Source organism: Undibacterium sp. KW1, from assembly GCF_009937955.1.
In the GTDB taxonomy this organism is placed as follows: Bacteria; Pseudomonadota; Gammaproteobacteria; order Burkholderiales; family Burkholderiaceae_D; genus Undibacterium.
On the sequence record NZ_AP018439.1, the window covers coordinates 5,675,263 to 5,691,851 of the forward strand.

Annotated in this window: 14 protein-coding genes; 5 read left to right on the forward strand and 9 right to left on the reverse strand. The window is 53.4% G+C overall.

What is annotated here, in order from left to right; translation table 11 throughout:
• Positions 1-56 precede the first annotated feature (56 nt).
• Positions 57-605 (forward strand): PadR family transcriptional regulator, encoded by a 549-nt coding sequence (locus UNDKW_RS25600; protein ID WP_162061056.1) that lies wholly within the window; start codon positions 57-59, stop codon positions 603-605.
• A 42-nt stretch (positions 606-647) separates the two neighbouring features.
• Here UNDKW_RS25600 and UNDKW_RS25605 read toward each other — a convergent pair whose 3' ends face one another.
• Positions 648-1,601 carry a hypothetical protein gene (locus UNDKW_RS25605; RefSeq protein WP_162061057.1) on the reverse strand — a complete coding sequence of 318 codons (954 nt, stop codon included), beginning with the start codon at positions 1,599-1,601 and terminating at the stop codon, positions 648-650.
• Positions 1,602-1,612: 11 nt separating this feature from the next.
• On the reverse strand, positions 1,613-2,032 hold the full coding sequence (locus UNDKW_RS25610; RefSeq protein ID WP_162061058.1) for a hypothetical protein: 420 nt from the start codon (positions 2,030-2,032) through the stop codon (positions 1,613-1,615).
• Between the two features lie 290 nt (positions 2,033-2,322).
• Here UNDKW_RS25610 and UNDKW_RS25615 point away from each other — a divergent pair, with 290 nt between their 5' ends.
• Positions 2,323-3,294 carry a hypothetical protein gene (locus UNDKW_RS25615; protein ID WP_162061059.1) on the forward strand — a complete coding sequence of 324 codons (972 nt, stop codon included), beginning with the start codon at positions 2,323-2,325 and terminating at the stop codon, positions 3,292-3,294.
• A gap of 132 nt (positions 3,295-3,426) precedes the next feature.
• Here UNDKW_RS25615 and UNDKW_RS25620 read toward each other — a convergent pair whose 3' ends face one another.
• On the reverse strand, positions 3,427-4,341 hold the full coding sequence (locus UNDKW_RS25620) for a PhaM family polyhydroxyalkanoate granule multifunctional regulatory protein (protein WP_197893023.1): 915 nt from the start codon (positions 4,339-4,341) through the stop codon (positions 3,427-3,429).
• A 33-nt stretch (positions 4,342-4,374) separates the two neighbouring features.
• Entirely contained in the window at positions 4,375-5,688 is a 1,314-nt protein-coding gene (locus UNDKW_RS25625; protein WP_232063111.1) for a branched-chain amino acid ABC transporter substrate-binding protein, read from the reverse strand.
• 110 nt (positions 5,689-5,798) lie between these two features.
• On the opposite strand from UNDKW_RS25625, the gene UNDKW_RS25630 reads away from it, so the two are divergent.
• Together UNDKW_RS25630 and UNDKW_RS25635 are read left to right on the forward strand one after the other, a co-directional pair.
• Complete coding sequence (locus UNDKW_RS25630) at positions 5,799-6,929, forward strand: DUF3108 domain-containing protein (RefSeq protein ID WP_162061060.1); 1,131 nt, start codon at positions 5,799-5,801, stop codon at positions 6,927-6,929.
• 2 nt (positions 6,930-6,931) lie between these two features.
• Positions 6,932-7,690 carry a DUF3108 domain-containing protein gene (locus UNDKW_RS25635; RefSeq protein ID WP_162061061.1) on the forward strand — a complete coding sequence of 253 codons (759 nt, stop codon included), beginning with the start codon at positions 6,932-6,934 and terminating at the stop codon, positions 7,688-7,690.
• Positions 7,691-7,705: 15 nt separating this feature from the next.
• Here the strand turns inward: UNDKW_RS25635 and UNDKW_RS25640 are convergent, their stop codons facing one another.
• From UNDKW_RS25640 to queC, 3 genes are all read right to left on the reverse strand, one after another.
• Positions 7,706-9,142 (reverse strand): bifunctional serine/threonine-protein kinase/universal stress protein, encoded by a 1,437-nt coding sequence (locus tag UNDKW_RS25640; RefSeq protein WP_162061062.1) that lies wholly within the window; start codon positions 9,140-9,142, stop codon positions 7,706-7,708.
• Between the two features lie 12 nt (positions 9,143-9,154).
• Positions 9,155-9,898 (reverse strand): metallophosphoesterase, encoded by a 744-nt coding sequence (locus tag UNDKW_RS25645; RefSeq protein ID WP_162061063.1) that lies wholly within the window; start codon positions 9,896-9,898, stop codon positions 9,155-9,157.
• A 71-nt stretch (positions 9,899-9,969) separates the two neighbouring features.
• The gene (gene queC / locus UNDKW_RS25650; RefSeq protein ID WP_162061064.1) at positions 9,970-10,692 is read right to left on the reverse strand and encodes a 7-cyano-7-deazaguanine synthase QueC; all 723 of its coding nucleotides are present in this window, start codon (positions 10,690-10,692) and stop codon (positions 9,970-9,972) included.
• Between the two features lie 154 nt (positions 10,693-10,846).
• Between queC and UNDKW_RS25655 the strand changes: the two genes are divergently transcribed.
• Entirely contained in the window at positions 10,847-12,130 is a 1,284-nt protein-coding gene (locus UNDKW_RS25655) for a lipopolysaccharide biosynthesis protein (protein ID WP_162061065.1), read from the forward strand.
• On the opposite strand, the gene UNDKW_RS25660 is transcribed toward UNDKW_RS25655, so the two are convergent.
• Complete coding sequence (locus tag UNDKW_RS25660; protein ID WP_162061066.1) at positions 12,099-14,036, reverse strand: serine aminopeptidase domain-containing protein; 1,938 nt, start codon at positions 14,034-14,036, stop codon at positions 12,099-12,101. The genes UNDKW_RS25655 and UNDKW_RS25660 overlap by 32 nt on opposite strands.
• A gap of 10 nt (positions 14,037-14,046) precedes the next feature.
• Positions 14,047-16,584, reverse strand: a complete 2,538-nt coding sequence (locus UNDKW_RS25665) for a glycoside hydrolase family 2 protein (RefSeq protein ID WP_162061067.1) — start codon at positions 16,582-16,584, stop codon at positions 14,047-14,049.
• Between the last annotated feature and the right edge of the window lie 5 nt (positions 16,585-16,589).

The following is a 16,589-nucleotide window of genomic DNA, read 5'->3' on the forward strand; positions in this document are numbered from 1 at the left end:
TGCAACCAGTTGCATATAAAATGTCTGAAAACCACACCGACTATTTACTCTAAAACATGTCCCTGCCCCACGCCTTGCTGACCTCGATTGCCGAAAAGCCATGTTCAGGCTATGACCTGGCACGGCGTTTCGACAAGTCCATAGGCTATTTCTGGCATGCGACACACCAGCAAATCTACCGGGAACTGGGGCGCATGGAAGCGCAGGGCTGGGTCATTTCTACGGAAGTAGAAGGTGGCCGTGCAGGTAAAAAACTCATCGCCATTCTGCCTGCGGGCCGGGATGAGTTACGACGCTGGGCCAGTGAGAGCAGTGCACCGATGCGACTGCGGGATGACATGATGGTCAAACTGCGGGCTGATGCTGCCATAGGCCCCTTGGGTCTGGCAGAAGAGTTTGGGCGCCGCCTGCAATTGCATGAGCAGGAACTGGCAACTTACCTGGAGATTGAAAAGCGTGACTTCAGCGCCCAGACACTGTCACACGAGCAACAATTGCGTTACCTGATACTCAAGGCGGGTATCACCTTTGAAGAAAGCCGTGTGCAATGGACCAAAGAAGCATTGCGCATCCTGACATCGGATACAGGGGCCAAAAGCCCCTGAACAGCCTCATCCCGGACATCAAACTGCCTGCTCCACTGCAGCTCAGAGTGCCAGCCCACCCTGCTTTGCCTCTTTTTTTGCAGCCGGAATCGAAGCAAGCATTCTTGATGATGGTGAATCAGCCACCAGCAGCAAACCTGCGGAATCATTTTCCAGCTTCTTGTCTGCCTGCTTATGCTGCTCCGCCTTGGTCAGCAGCACTTTCCCCTCATTGATATTGGCCTGGTATTTAGGATCAGGAGCAGTGGCAATTGAGAGATTTGCTTCGCCCTTGGCAAGGCTGGTGCCGCGGTAAGCAGAGCCTTCAAACAGGCTCTTGGAACCTACTTTTTCAGCAATCTTCTTCTCGATGCCATCGGCGTTCACATGGGTGGATGCCTTGACTTCCATATTGCGCATCAGCTCGTGAGAAGAAGATGCAACGGCCTTGAATACTTCGGTCAGCGAACCGGTTTCTTCATAAATAGACTCGAAGATTGCCTTGGGCTTGCCATTGATGTGTGTGACCTCTGGATTTTTCAATATGGTGGGCAATTCCACCAGACCCAGGGTACGGTCGGCACCGGCATAGCCACTGAGCGTCATGACTTCACCCTTGGTGGCAGCAGCAAAGCGTGCCGAGGCATCAGCCCAGCGGCCATCCGTTGCCGCAAACATGAACTGGTTAGCCGGATGATCGCGCTTGCTCAGGACTTCATCGACTGACTTGCAGTTATGCGCTTTCGCGACCGCCTCGAGATAGTCTTCCGATTGCAGGAAAGCCGCTACCGGGGTCTTGTTGATCGCCCGTATATCCTCTTTATTGGCGACCATGAGTTCTACCAGGTCATTACTGGAAATATCTTTGTGCACCATGCCGCCATACAGTAGGGTGACTTGCCCATCAGAATAGATGGATACCTGGTTGGCGAGATCTTTCAATGAATCCGGCGTGCGGTAATCTTCGGGATGATCCTGCAGCAGTGCCATGGCTTGCTGATGACTGAGACCTGACATAAGCCCTCCGTCTAAAAGTCGAATTCTGCAACGTTTGCAGAATAGGCAGGCGACAAGGAACCGTCGCGATAGGCCCGCAAGGCATCTTTGAGATCAGCCATGAAAGCTGTGCGGTTCGCGTCAAATTCTGCCTTGGCGTCTGCTTCAGGTTCATGCATGCCCAGCCAGCTCCAGCTGGTTTTCCACTTATCGTCAGGCAGGTCATGCCCTTCGCTGCTCAGGCGCAGGCTATACAGATTGCCGTTCCAGAAGTAGCTGAAGTTTTTGTGTGATGGCTGTTCACGGTCATAGGTCATATAGCGCAGATAGATATTACGCTCGCGGTCTATCACCCACCTCGACGCTGTCGCCATGGGAAACTGTTTGTCAATTTCGCGCAAATCAAAAGCCACGATATCCGCTTCGGGGATTCTTTCATAGACAAAGGCCACTGCCGGTTCTCCTGATGTTTCAGTTAAGCAAATGAATAAAAATGCGTTCCAGCGCTATCACGATGTAGCGATTATTTTCACCGTTAAGCTAATAACAAAATCCTGAGCACGATGCAAATCTGCTTACACATTGTTGCGCTTTAATATAAAAAACACAATTACTTGATTGACACGCCTGCACCTGTCATGCACCATCCATTTACTTTAATGCATCATGCGCCCAGATACGACACCCTATTTGGGAACAGGCATGGCTAGACCAATTTCAACCACCTTCATCCAGCGACCACATGAAAAGCTTACATTCCCTGAAAACTCTCAGCCTGCTCTCAGTCAGTCTCGCATGTATCGCAGCTCCTGCCCTGGCTGCAGATTACAATCCATTTCCCAAAGCCGGTGTCTATGATGCCAGCGACAATGGCTTTGAACGTCTGTTGACGGTGAAGCCTGATGGCAAATTCACTCTGGAAGTGGCAGAAAAAGGCAAACCCGGTAATTTGCGCAGCGGTGCGGGCGAAGGAAAGCTGACGGATGCCCCGGGTGGATGGAGCTTTAGCGAAGGCCGTTGCAATATGACCCTGAAACGCGCTGCGGGTGGCATGCAATTGCATGTAGAAACTTGCGCCAGTGCATGGGGCGATGTGCCATTTGATGGCAAATACAAATACCAGGGCGAAGAAGTTGCTGCGGCACCTGTCAAAGCTGGGCCCGTCCCTGCCCCTATGCAAAAAGCTGCAGCACCTGCACCTGCAACAACAACGGCAGCACCTGCTGCTGCCGTGACGGCAGTTCCTGCTCCAACTCCAGCAAGTGGCCCCCTCCCCTCCCGCAAGGAGTTGATGGAAAAATGGGCGAATATTGCAACTGACGGTATTGCCGGAAAAAGTGTGCTGGTCTGGACCAAGTCCACCGGCAGCATATCACCAGACACCACGCTGGAAGCTTATTCCCAGGCCGCCTTTGTGGTAGATACAACGAGTGATTACCAGGCACTGTCAGCAACTGAAAAGGCCAAGTCGCCACTGCGCCTGATCAATATCCCTTTGCCAGCGACCGGCCCGAAGGAAGGGCTGGAGTTCGAGGTGGACTGCAAGTTTGGCAAATCCGATAAAGTCATCGCAATTAATGTCGCGAGCCAGGCCAAGGGAAAACCTGTCACACGCAAACGTACAAGTGCGTGGATGCTGAATAACAACTTCGAAGTAGTGGAAGTAAAACCGGCGAACAAAGCGAAATGCCCGACCGCGCAGGCTGGTTACTAAAAACGGAGCTTGACGATTGAATCCGGAATGGCACCCTTGGGTGCCATTTTTTAACCTGCTTTTAAGGAAATAGTCCTATCCCTTGCTCACTTGATACTTCAGGCTGGAGCATGTCTGCTGACGATATCTTCCTTACCTTGCTTTTGTCGTTTTGCTGGTCTTCGCTAAAGGTTTGGCAGCCGCTTTAGGTTTTGTTGCTGTTTTTGCTGCTGGTTTTGCTGTTGGTTTGACCGCTGAGCTGGCAACTGATTTACTTCCCGCCGCTGCCTTGCTGGCAGGTTTGGCTTTAGCACTTGCGCCAGCTTTTGCAGTTTTGGTCGCTGTACCAGCTGTACTTTTGCCAGCCGTTTTTTGTACCGGCACAGCTTCTGCTGTCGTGCTGCTGTCCTGTTCCCCTTGCATGGCTTTGCTGACGGCTTGCTTGAACTGTTCTTGCAACAGTCCCCACCAGGCGGCGGGGTTGACGAAGGGTGTGCTGGCATCTGCTGAGTCTGCTTCTTTAGTAGATTTGGCAGCATCGGTAGCTTTGGTAGATTGAGTGGGCTCTTCTACCGGCGCTTCAGCCTCTGCCGCAGATGCGCCTGCTTCAGGCGGCATATCGGCACTATCTTCATCGACCTCATCATCAGGATCAGGCTCAGCGACCTTTGCCTTGGCCGTGTGTGGATGCATGGGCCAGTCGGCATTGCTATTGCTGTTACTGTTGCCCGAATTGCTGGCTGTTGAACTTGTTGTTGCCTGCTCCGCCATCGCACCAGCCTGCTGCGCGTGCTGGGCAAAGCTTTCACCTATCGATTGCAGCGCAGCCAGCGTTGCGCGTTGCACTTCGAGTGCCTGTATGGTCCCGCGCAGCATATTCATGTTGACTGTCAACCAGGATTCGACCGTCTTCAAATCCTGGATTTTCTTGTCCAGCTCATCAACGGACATGGGTGGTGCCACCATGCCAGGTACCTGCATATTGCCCCAGAGTTTTTTGACGAAAGACAGGGTATCGCCCATGGCATTCATGCCGGGAATTTCAGAACCAGAAAACGGATTACTCATACGATTCTTCCTTCATATTTTCAGGGTTGCAGTTTATTTAATTCTAAGCATCTTGCATGAGCTGGGCAAGGCCGTCAATCGCGCATCGAAATATCGCTCGGTTTTAAAACCGTAGCCACTGCCTTCATTATCAAAACGCACGCCACTCTCGCCCTTTTTTTGCATGACCGAGACATACAAGGGCTGTATCAGTTGATGGTCTTCTGCGCGCATGATGGCGTCATGGAAGGCATTCTTGTAATGCGCGCCTTCCATGGCGTGGGCCACGGCTGCTGCTTCGGTCGTCCTGGCTTTTTCTATGGCGGTAACCAGCATCTCCACCATGAGCTGCATGCGCAGATGCACATAATCATCGCGCGGGTCGGGATAGCGCTGACGGAATTGCTGATAAAAGGCGTCGCTGTCGGCACCGCCAGCATTGGGGTGCCATTCCGCCACCGCACGCACCCTGTCTATGCCTGCATCGCCCAGTGCCGCCGGTGCACCCAGGCCATTGCCATAGAAGGTATAGAACTTGGTCACCATGCCCGCCTCCTTGGCGGCCTTGACCAGCAGGGTCAGGTCATTGCCCCAGTTACCGGTGATGACGGCATCGGCACCGCTGGCCTTGATCTTGGCCATATACGGAGCAAAGTCCTTGATCTTGCCTATGGGATGCAGGTCTTCGCCAACAATCGCAATATCCGGTCTTTTCTCTGCCAGCATGGTACGTGCTGATTTATTGACCTGGCGGCCAAAGCTATAGTCCTGGCCTATCAGGTAAATCTTTTTGGCGCGGCTGTCCGCCTTGATGACTTCTGTCAGCGCATGCATGCGCATGTCGGCATGGGCATCGAAACGGAAATGCCAGTAACTGCATTTTTCATTGGTCAGTGCCGGATCGACCGCAGAATAGTTAAGAAAGAGCAGGCGATTATCAGGTGTACGCTGATTATGCTTGTTGATGGCATCCACCAGAGCCAGGGCAACAGCAGAACTATTGCCTTGCACAACAAAGGGAATATGCTGATCTGTTACATGCTTGAGCGCAGTCAGGGAATCTTCTACCCCTTGCTTGTTATCAAAACTGCTTAATTGCAGGGGATGGGCACCATCAGGCAGGCGCACGCCGCCACGGGCATTGACTCTTTCTATGGCGATCTGCAAGTTTCTTTGCACTGCCTCACCGGCATTGCTGAAAGCACCGCTGAGACCATCTATCATGCCTATGCGTATTGGAGCAAGAGCGGAGCCGGGCTTGGTGTTTCCAGGATTTTGCGGCGTCACCGCCTGGACATTCTGTAGCAGACATAGCGCCAGCATTACGGGGGAATATCGTTTCAAGTAGTTAATTATTGTCATCGGCATCAGGTCTATCCAGTCATGTCCTGCATGATTGCTGCAAAAAATGCCATTTTACTCCCTGGCAAAATACCTCAGGTCATCCAAAATTTATCTACTGCGTTTACACTAGCAGGATGAATGCTACCGCCCCTCAATTTGATACCATGTTGTTGACCCGCCAGAATATGCTGTTTTTGACGCTGGCGGTATTGCTGCACCTGTTTGTCTTGTATGGACTGGACAGGGACGTGATGCCAGACAAGCCACGATTGCAGGAAAACCCCATCGCAGTGCAATTCAGGGATATCCCCGAACAGACGGAGCAAAAAACCGTCAGCCCCGCCCCGAAACCAGGTCCACAAGCAGCGCCGGAAGCAAAACCACCCGCTACGGTGAAAAAGACGGTGACGCCTGTGGTCAGCCCTGAGCCCGAACCCGCCCCCGACCCGACTCCCGTAGCACCTGTTGAAGTCAAGGACAATACGCCTGTACCGGTAGCCGAGACCAAGCCTGAAGTCAAGGCCGAGGAGGCCAGCGGCACGCCTGGCCAGGACAGCAGCAATACCGAGGGACCGCAAACCTATCCTGTGCGTGCGCCCCAGACCGGCACAATCAGCATGCGCATCGTGCGTACTGAACCTAACCGCAGCCCGGTTTATGGCGATGGCGAGATTAACTGGGAGTTCAAGACTGGCCGCTACAAGATGAGCATCAATGCCTCGCTGGATTTGTTACTGACCTCCATCAACCTGTACCAGATGCACAGCGAGGGCATGATTGATACGTATGGCATCACCCCTGCGACCAGTTCAGAAAAACGGCGCAACCGCAGTGAGACGGCGACTCATTTTGACCATCAGAAGAAATCTGTCAGTTTTTCTTCTTCAAATAAAACGGCAGAAATAAAAGATGGTGCCCAGGACAAGGCCAGTTTCCTCATGCAACTTGCTGGCATAGGCTATGCCGATCCCGAGAAATTTCAGCCTGGTCGTGAAATCCGGTTGCAAGTCGCTGAAGAAAGGGATGTCACCACCTTTGTCTTTATTGTGACCGCGTATGAAGAAGTCGAGACCAAGGCAGGCAAGTTCATGGCCTGGCATATAGTGCGCCCGCCCTTGCCTGGTTCTTATAATTCCAAGCTCGAAGTCTGGCTGTCACCCGACCAGCACTGGTATCCGGTGCAAATACGCAATACGGAAAGTAATGGTGCCGTGACTACCCAGACCGCGACCAAAATCATCAGCATCACCAATATGGAAAGATAATAATGCGCACCGCAAGAGCCCCGCTTTTCACCCTATTTCTTACCCTGCTGCTGGCATCGGGCCTGAACAGCCCTGTCATGGCGCAGGGACATGAGACTGCCACCAAATATGCGACGAAGCTGCCACCTTCGGTTGAGCTGCAATACAGCATCAAGGCCAAACAAAGCGGCTTGCCGCTGAGTGGTTCAGCCTCAGTCAAGTGGCAAACCGGCGACCAGAAATACAGCATCATCACAGAAACCCATGCCATGCTGGTCGGCAAAATACTCGATGCGAGCAGCGTGGGGAATATCGATGATTTTGGCCTGGCACCCGACAAGTTTGTCGAAAAACGCTTTCGCAAACCCGCCACCACGACCAGCTTTGAACGCGACAGCAAGACCCTGCGCTTTAGTGCATCTGCTGAAACCTATGTACTTAAAGGGGGAGAACAGGACAGGACCAGTGCCAGCTGGCAGTTGATTGCCATCGCCCGCGCCGCTGGCGATGCTTTCAAGGCAGGTACGGAATGGAAGATGCTGGTGGCTGGCCGCCGCGATGCCGACCCCTGGACTTTCAAAGTCGTTGGGCCGGAAAACATCAAGACCCCGATGGGCGACATGCTCGCCATCCACGTCAACAAGGCACCACCTGCTGATTCCAAGGATCAGCAACTGGATTTATGGCTGGCACCCAGCCTGGAATGGTATCCGGTAAGGCTGAAGTTCAGCGATGCGGATGGGGATTATGTCGATCAGGTGCTGGAAGGCCTGAAAAAATAAGACCGGGCTGCACGACTATTTTTCATGTGCCTTGACAACCGTGACCGTGCATTCTGCCTCGGCCACGACCTGGGCAGAAACACTGCCCAGATAACGGCGCAAGGCAGAGCTGCCGCGTGAACCTATGATGATGTGATCGACCCGGTTGCTATGGGCATAATCAATGATGGCGCTGGCTGGATCGGGTGCTTCCAGCACATGAAAGGTGATCTTGTCCGGGTTCAGGTTTAGAGGCCTTGCCCAATGCTTGAGATCGACCAGTTGTTTGACATGGATGTTCTCACCCTGCTGTATCAGGCTTTCATCCATGCCTATGCGGCTGACCTTGCGTATGGTCAGACAGGCCAGGCGGGCACCAGGTTCGGTTTGCAACATACGCCGTGTGATATTGCGCAGGCTGGCTGCCAGTGCTTCTGAACCGCCGGTCAAATCCAGCGCAGCGACGATGATGGGCGCGCGGGATAATTGATCTGCTGCACTTTGCAACAAAGCTGGCTCTGCCCCGGCTGCCTGAAAACGCCGTTTGAGTACTGACAGATAACCATCCTGCCCCTGCTTGTCGGCCCGTGCCGTTAATTGCAACTGATCTGGATGCTGCAATAAAAAAGCCAGTTGGGCAGCCGTATCAAAGCGGGCCTGCGGTTCCACTTCCAGACAGCGCAAGATAATTTCCTGCAACCATGGCGGTATCTCGCTGCGATGGCTGCGCGGCGGCAGGGGATCACGATACAGGCGTTTTTTTAACCCAGACACCGAAGTCGGATGACCAAAGGGCCGCTGCCCGGTTGCCAGGTGATACAGCAAGACCCCCAGCGAAAACAGATCGCTGCGCGGTTCATTGCGCACACCCATGACCTGCTCAGGTGAAATATACGGGCCTGTGCCCATGGGCAGGCGAAATTCTTCATCCAGCAGATCAGGCAACCTGTCATGCCGCGACAGGCCAAAATCGATGAGCACCACCGTGCCATCGGGGCGGAACATGATATTGCTGGGCTTGATATCGAGGTGAATGACATGCTGCTTGTGCAGATCCTGCAAGGCATGCGCAACCCTGATACCAATATCGACCACTTCGGCCAGCGGTAAAGGCGCGTCTTCAAAACGGCTGCGCAAGGATGTACCGGCAATTTGCTCCATGACGATGTAGGGCTGGGCATCAAAATCACCGGCACCAAAATAACGCGGCACATGCCTGCCCTTGAGCTTGGGCATGATCATTTGCTCGACTTCAAAGGCGACGATGGCGGTTGGGTCATCTGTTGAAAACAGCAGGGGCACTTTCATGATCAGCGGGCTATGCTCTGCCTCACCCTGTGTCGATGCATGACGATTACGCAGGTCAGTGACGCGCCACAAGGCTGCCATACCACCAGTATGCAATTTTTCTTCAAGGCGGTAGCCGTCGAATTCCATGCCACTTTGCAGCTTTTGATGTGGGTGAGTGCTCATATCCAACCTGTCTCAATTACCATGCAGCAGTCTGTGCCCCAGGGCCGGTGGCAGACCGGCAGCAATGATTTTCTGGCAGGCAGTTTCTGTATCGTAGGGAACGCGGTAATAAGTCAGTTCCTGGTCTTCAGTATCAAAAGTCGCGTAACAGGCGGCAGGGTTGCCATCACGCGGCTGGCCTGCCGAACCGGGGATGACCAGCCAGCGCCGCTGCCTGCTCAATGGTATGCCTTCTTCAGGTACGGGAGTGAATTCACCGGTCTTGCCAGTCAGACTGATATGGTAGAGGGTGGGCATGTGTACATGACCACAGAAAGTAATATTGGCCTTGGTCGCATGCATGCTGCGTGTGGCTTCCATGACGCCGTCTATGTATTCCCATTTCTCCGGTGCCCATGCATTCGCGTGGACGAACAATAAGTCTTCCCACTCTATGCGGTAAGGCAGTCTGGCAATGAAATCGAGTTGCCCGGGACTGAGCTGGGCACGTGTCCAGTCGACCACGGTCCTGGCAGTCGGGTTCATGCCCTGCCTGTCACTTTGCAGCAAACCGGCATCGTGATTGCCGATCAGCGCCCAGGCACCCTGGCTGACATACTCCATTACTTTATCCAGCACCCAGCACGGATCGGCACCATAACCGACCAGGTCGCCGAGGAAAGCATAGCGCGTCACCTTGCGCTGTTGCGCATGTGCCAGGCAAGCTTCCAGTGCTTCACGGTTGGCATGCAGGTCGGTGATGATGGCAATCAGCATAGTGGGGCTTCATTCATGGTGTATGCACCTATTCTAGGCCTGCAAGTTAACGGCTAGCTTACAAGGCGACATTACAAGTCAAAGTTACCGCTGCGGTAATACTCATAACCGCGGGCGCGCAAGGCGCAGGCAGGACAGGTACCGCAACCATGGCCCCATGGATGCATGTCGCCACGTTGCCCGAGGTAGCAGGTATGCGTGTCTTCGCGTATCAGATCAACCAAAGCATTGCCACCAAGTTGTTCTGCCAGTTGCCAGGTCTGGGCCTTGTTAATCCACATCAGCGGGGTTTCCAGCTTCAGGCGGGTATTCATGCCCAGGTTCAGCGCCACTTGCAGGGCTTTCATGGTGTCATCACGGCAATCGGGGTAGCCGGAAAAATCGGTTTCACACATGCCACCGACCAGCACATTCAGCCCGCGACGATAAGCCAGAGTGGCTGCGGTCATCATGAACATCAGGTTGCGGCCTGGGACAAAGGTATTCGGCAAACCGTTTTCCTGCATTTCTATGGCGATGTCTTCTGTCATGGCCGTATGCGAAAGCTGGGAAATCAGCCCCAGGTCTATCATGTGATCTTCACCTAGGCGGCTCTGCCATTCGGGTGAAAACTGGCGTATTTTCTCTATCAGCACAGGCCTGACGCTGAGTTCTATGGCATGACGCTGACCATAGTCAAAACCTATAGTCTCAACATGGGAATAGCGGGACAGTGCCCAGGCCAGACAGGTGGCAGAATCCTGGCCACCACTGAACAACACCAGTGCTCGGTCTTTAGTGGTTAAATTATTCATAAATGACGGAAAATAAAGGTAAAGCTATTGTAAAAGAATGAAATACTTTGTGTATCAGTCAGTCTTGATGTTATGTTTCTGTTGCAAAATATGCTGAGGTCAGCCCACGCACTGCAATCCCGCATCATAAGCCAGGACTCTCTCGTGCAAGCTCATGAGTTTTTATAAAAAATTTCTTTCTTCTTCCATCTTATCGGTCATCGACCAGGGCATGCTCAGCGCCCTGAATTTCGTCATTGGCATTTTGCTCATGAATCTGGTGACCAAGGACGACTATGGTCTGTATGGGCAATTGTACGCCGGTGGCTTGCTGGTCGGCCTGATTGTTGATTCCTGGATAGCCGGCCCGCTGACCACGGTTGCACCATCGGTCCACGGTGACACCCGTAAATCCCTGTTGCGCCACTATTGGTACAAACAGGTATTCTGGACCCTGGCGATGGGCTCGCTGGCTTTCGTGATTGTGGAATTCGTCCCGGCGGCAACTCATTACAGCAACAAGAGCTGGCTGCTGGGCGTGGTATTTGCCACTTACCTGTTTGGCAATGGCATACGTGAATATGGCCGTACGGTGGGCTTCATACAGTCCGATATCATTTCTGTATTGCGGCAAGATATTTTATATGTAGGCCTGGTCGGCATAGGCCTGGCGTCACTGTATTTCAGCAAGCATTTTGACCTGGTCACGGTGTTTGTGCTGCTGGCCGCCTCCTCCTTCCTGTGCACGCTGGCCAGCCGCCAGCATTTCCTGGCACATACCTCTACCGATGTTGAAGCCCATGCGGAAGAAGAAATCCGCCAGGCCATCAATGATCATCAGGAAACCATCTCTGGCCATGGGCGCTGGGCAGTGTCTGGCGTCATCGTCGGCTGGCTGTCGAATTACAGTTATGTGTATCTGTCCGGTGCCTGGCTGGGGGTAGCGGCAATTGCCGACCTGAATGCCTCGCGCCTGATGCTGATGCCCATACCGCTGGCGGTGGCTGCCTGGTCGCGGGTAGCCAGGCCGGAAGCCAGCCGTCTGATGGCAGAAAAAGACTGGCATGGTCTAAAGCGCCTGACCCTGTTCTCCATCGCCGGGATAGAACTGGTGGTACTGGCCTATGTTGCCCTGCTCCTGACCTCACTGCCCTGGCTGGAAAACCATGTCATCAGCGCCAAGTACAGCGGGCTTGATCCCTTGGTCATGATGTGGGGCGCGTATTTCGCTATCAATGCGGCACGCTGGGTGGGTACCTCCTGGTTATCCAGTGGTGGCGCCTACAAGCAAATGTTTTTCCTCGGCAGCGTGACACTCAGCATGGTGCTACTCATCACCGCCTTCAGTATCCCGCGCATGGGGGCACAAGGCGCTATCCTGGCACTGATCGTGGTCGAAATATTTGAACTGATCGTGGTCTGGCGTTTTATTCTGCCACGTCTGCAGAAACAGGCTTAATCTGGTGCTCTGAACTGGCAATCGCATCAAAACGCCGCTGCGGTGCTACTGGTGTGGCGATGGCTGCCAAGCTTTCCTGCTGACGATAACTGTAGCGGTACAGCAAATGCCTGCCGATGAAATCGACCAGGGCCAGTTGTGACCAGCGTGGTGTAAAGGTATGGTCAGCCCCTTTGAAAAACTTCAGGCAGATACGCTCGCTCTGTCCCAGTAATTTTGCATGCCTGCCAAATTGCTCGGTCATGACATCCACTGCCGTATCACTGGCTTCATAAATCAGTACCAGCTCAGTACCCCGGGCCTCGAGATTCTTGAAATTGCGTGCCACCTGACCAAGAAAAAGATTATTGTGTGTCACGCGACTACCCAGCGATTGCCATTGCGTGTGCAAACGCTTGCCTATGCGGCGTAATAAATTGCCAGTGATCTGACGAAAATCCACCTGTCCTTTGAGTACGCGCTTCCAGGTATCCCCTCTGGCCATGGCATGCACATAATAATGAGTAGATTTGATGGTGGCTTTCTTGCGTGCCTCTATGGTATCGCCTGCACGCCACCGATAGGTCAGCTGGTTCATGAGTACCAGACCGCTGACACGCTCATCCATGAGCCCACTCAGATAAGCCATATAGGCGCCAGAGCATAAACCTGTCAGCACAAAAGACGGACTATGGTATTTGCCCTGCATGAAATACATGGCTCTACTGAGATCATCGACACTGGATGCGGCATGGACGTCATTTTCCTGATCGTCCGGCGTAGTCCTGCTATAGCCTATACCCGACTTGTCAAAGCGCAGGACATAAAAGCCCTGGCTGGCCAGACTACGTGCGAGAGTGACATACAGGCGGTGATTGCCAACTCTGTGATTGGCACCGATATTGCACAGGATCACGGCGGGCAAGGCAAAGGCATCTGCCCCTGTCTGGTGGCTGACTACGCCTGTCATGCCTTCAAACTCGACCAGTTCTTCTTCGACGATAGTATTGGCAATACGCAGGCTGGCGATATTATTCGACACGGGGACATCCCTGCTGACAATCTCGTGCAAGGGGAAGTAGCGCGCCAGCCAGGCCTGCATCTCTTGCCAGATCGCATGCGGCACTTCAGTATCATGCGCGTCTTCACGCATCATCGCGGCATAGCCCGGCAATTCTGACAATTGCAGAGCATGGTCATGATGGTGCCAGGCCTGTACCAGCTTGGCCTCCGGGCCTGTAATATCATCACGTTGCTGCAAAAAGACCGGCATGGCTGGTGCTGGCAGCTTGCTCAAGTCCAGCTTGCCCAGGCTGCTGCGGGTGGCTGCGCTGAATTCATACCCGGTCAGCTCATCATCCGCGACCACATGATTGGGGTCTATGGTTTGCTCGGTTTCCACATCTTTTTGCAGTGAACTCATGCTGCGCAAGACCAGCATTTCACGCGCATAGGCGCGACCCGAGATGACTGGTGCCATCAGCATGAGGGCCTTGGCATCGATGCTGGCTGTCACTGTCGCTGCCAGCAAGCCACCCAGGCGCAAACCAAACAGGGCAATATGCTCTACACCCGCCATCTGGCGCAATTGAGTAGCAGCCTGGCGTATATTGTTTTGCCACAGCTCTATGCGGTCGCCCCCGTCATCAGCAACATCGGCGGCATCACCAGTATTGTTATAGTCAAAAAAACAGACATCAAAACCTGCTTTTGCCAGATGCGTGGCCAGGTGCTTGTAAGCCAGATAAGACACCATGTACTCATGCCCGAATGGTGGGCAAAGCACCACACCGCAGCGGCGGCTGCCACCAGCATCGCGTATGCGGGCAGGATGGTACCAGCCCAGCATGGGGGTAGCGGCATCACCAAACCAGAAGGCTTGTGGCGTATATAAAATATCTTTGCTGGGATACTGTTGTGTTGCCAAATCTGCCCCGCTAAGTTACTACAGTAGTTGCTGCACTACTTGCTGCACTAATCGTACTATTTTCCAAAACCACCCTGACGCTCGTCAGCGCATTCTGTGCCTGCACCTGCCCAGCTTTGACAGACTTGCCGTCAATGGCAGTCAGACGCACTTGCCTGATGCTGCCAGGTGCCATATGAAAATAATTATCTTCAGGGAGCATGCCAGGGATTTGTATGGATACTGCCTGCGCCAGCTTTTGCGCACTCAGATGCAGAACATGATTACCGTCCGCATCCAAACTACAATGCGCACGCAAACCCACATCGGTCTGCACTGCAAATTGATGACCCTGCGGGAAATGGAAATCATTGGCGATGATCTGCTCGCAGTCATACAAAACAGTCTCCACCACATCATGCCCTGCGGGCCCGAAGCGATAGGCATAACTGGTATCGACAAAATGCGGCAATAGCGCATAGTCCTGCACTTTGCTTACACTATGCGCCGCCACCTGCATGGCAATACGGCCATGGGCAACACGGCTTTCTGCATGACGGTAGAGATTCAGCTCCAGTTCCCCCTCGAATGCCTGCGGCCCGTCATTGATGACGTGCAGGCAAAGCCCATTCAAACCTTCGTCAGTGATGAGCACGGTCAGCGCTGCCATGGCGCGCTTCAGATAATAATAGGCCGCCTTGGGTTTGCCATGCGCATCAATAACACCCCAGCCTGCGCCTGGCCGCAGGTCACGCCAAAACCAGACCAAGGCGCCATGACAGGTCGAACCATCGCGACGCCATTCAGCGATGGTTTTCGCCATAACTTCACCGGTCGTAGTACGTGCCAATGACAGATAGCGTTCACGTTCGGCATAACGCAGGCTGGCTGGATTTACCTTATACAGCTCTGCCATATAGTGATCGCGCACATCTTCAAAATCCCAGCCTGTGCCATTGTCACGTGGAATACCTTGCTTCCATGCCGGATGCGGGCCTGGTGTCTCGCCATTGTTGAGCATGCTGTCGATCAGATCGTCGTCGGGCATATTCGAAAAACCCAGGCATTCCGAAGTAAAGCGTATCGCACTGCGGCGCGCATCATCAAGTGGCCGCAGATAAGCACCAACACCAAAGTAATGAGCAACGCCAGTATCAAGCTGGAAAGGCATGACACCACCGCTGGGGCTGGAAGGCCAGTACTGCACATCGGGCCTGTATTGTTCACACAGCGCAGGCAGGGTCTCTGCAAAAAATGCATTGCGCCAGAGTTCTGCAGGCTGGCCCAGCATGGCTGCCTGTTGTTCCACTTCGCTATTGCCACAAACAATGGCAATGCAGGGAGAGTGCTGCGTACGCTGCAGGAATTGCTGCACTTCAGTTGTGATACTTGCTGCAAAGGCCTCATCACTGACCGGGTAATCCATGTTGGCAAACATGCAGTCTTGCCAGACCAGGATGCCGAGTTCATCACACAGTTTATAAAACTCTGTAGTCTCATACACCATGGTACCGACCACACGCAGCATATTCATCCCTGCATCGCGTGCCAGCGTCAGCATGTGACGTAAATCAGTGCTCTCATTTTGCAGGGAGATAATATCGACAGGCGTCCAGCAGGCACCACGACAAAATACAGAAACCTGATTCACATGCAGATGAAAATCGCCATCACGCTGATCAAGCGTTACACGGCGGAAACCCGTATGTCCAAGATCAATAACACACTGATGATCAGCAGAATGCATGTGCAATTCCAGCGCATATAAAACCGCATCGCCATGCGTATGCGGCCACCATTTTTTGACTTCCGCTATGTGGCACAAGCCAAGAATGCGGTACTGGTTCTGCCCCAGACTTTGCCAGTTCAGTGTGTAGTCTTGCCCGCTTATCTTGATGGTACAAGATGACAAGGCTTGCTGGCTTTGTACAAGTAATTCGATTTCCAGTACACCATCTGCACCGGCAATCCTGGAGCTTATATTTTTTTGTGTAAGTTGTATGGCACTTTGCAATTCCAGCAGGATGGGCCGGTACGGGCCGACTGGCGCAACCGGTGGAGACCAGCCCGGCATGCGTCCCAGCAGGCTGGTGCGCATCCAGCGTAATTGCTGTTGTTCGACCAGCCGGGTTTTCCAGCGCGGGCGCGGACGGCGTTGCGCCAATTGGGTATTCATGGCCAGGAAGCGCAGGCTCAAACGACCTTTGCCACTGATGGCATGCTCAGCCAGATCAAGTCTGTGGGCGATGAACATATTCTCGCTACGCAATATCAGGCTGTCATTCCAGTAAACTTCTACATGCGTAGCCAGACCTTCAAAATGCAGGCGGGCAGCATTGTCAGGCAAATCCAGGTCGCAGAAATACCAGACATCAACCTCATCGAAATTGTCTTTGCCGTATTCAAACTGCCCCGCAACACGCAATGCGCTGGCAATAGTGCCAGGAACTTGCGCCGGTATTTGCACAAACAATGCAGCAGGCAAAGTGGACGGCGAAATTATGCTGCCGCCAGTCACCTGTACGGCATGCCAGCCAGTATTAAGTGGAATGAATATTTTGTCTGTCATGTATG

Bases quoted from the DNA above. Each gene is read 5' to 3' on its own strand.
- UNDKW_RS25640 (WP_162061062.1), bottom strand. From the start codon at position 9,142: ATGAGCACTCACCCACATCAAAAGCTGCAAAGTGGCATGGAATTCGAC.
- UNDKW_RS25620 (WP_197893023.1), bottom strand. From the start codon at position 4,341: ATGAGTAATCCGTTTTCTGGTTCTGAAATTCCCGGCATGAATGCCATG.
- UNDKW_RS25600 (WP_162061056.1), top strand. From the start codon at position 57: ATGTCCCTGCCCCACGCCTTGCTGACCTCGATTGCCGAAAAGCCATGT.
- UNDKW_RS25625 (WP_232063111.1), bottom strand. From the start codon at position 5,688: ATGCCGATGACAATAATTAACTACTTGAAACGATATTCCCCCGTAATG.
- UNDKW_RS25665 (WP_162061067.1), bottom strand. From the start codon at position 16,584: ATGACAGACAAAATATTCATTCCACTTAATACTGGCTGGCATGCCGTA.
- UNDKW_RS25635 (WP_162061061.1), top strand. From the start codon at position 6,932: ATGCGCACCGCAAGAGCCCCGCTTTTCACCCTATTTCTTACCCTGCTG.
- UNDKW_RS25655 (WP_162061065.1), top strand. From the start codon at position 10,847: ATGAGTTTTTATAAAAAATTTCTTTCTTCTTCCATCTTATCGGTCATC.
- UNDKW_RS25605 (WP_162061057.1), bottom strand. From the start codon at position 1,601: ATGTCAGGTCTCAGTCATCAGCAAGCCATGGCACTGCTGCAGGATCAT.
- UNDKW_RS25630 (WP_162061060.1), top strand. From the start codon at position 5,799: ATGAATGCTACCGCCCCTCAATTTGATACCATGTTGTTGACCCGCCAG.
- queC (WP_162061064.1), bottom strand. From the start codon at position 10,692: ATGAATAATTTAACCACTAAAGACCGAGCACTGGTGTTGTTCAGTGGT.
- UNDKW_RS25615 (WP_162061059.1), top strand. From the start codon at position 2,323: ATGAAAAGCTTACATTCCCTGAAAACTCTCAGCCTGCTCTCAGTCAGT.
- UNDKW_RS25645 (WP_162061063.1), bottom strand. From the start codon at position 9,898: ATGCTGATTGCCATCATCACCGACCTGCATGCCAACCGTGAAGCACTG.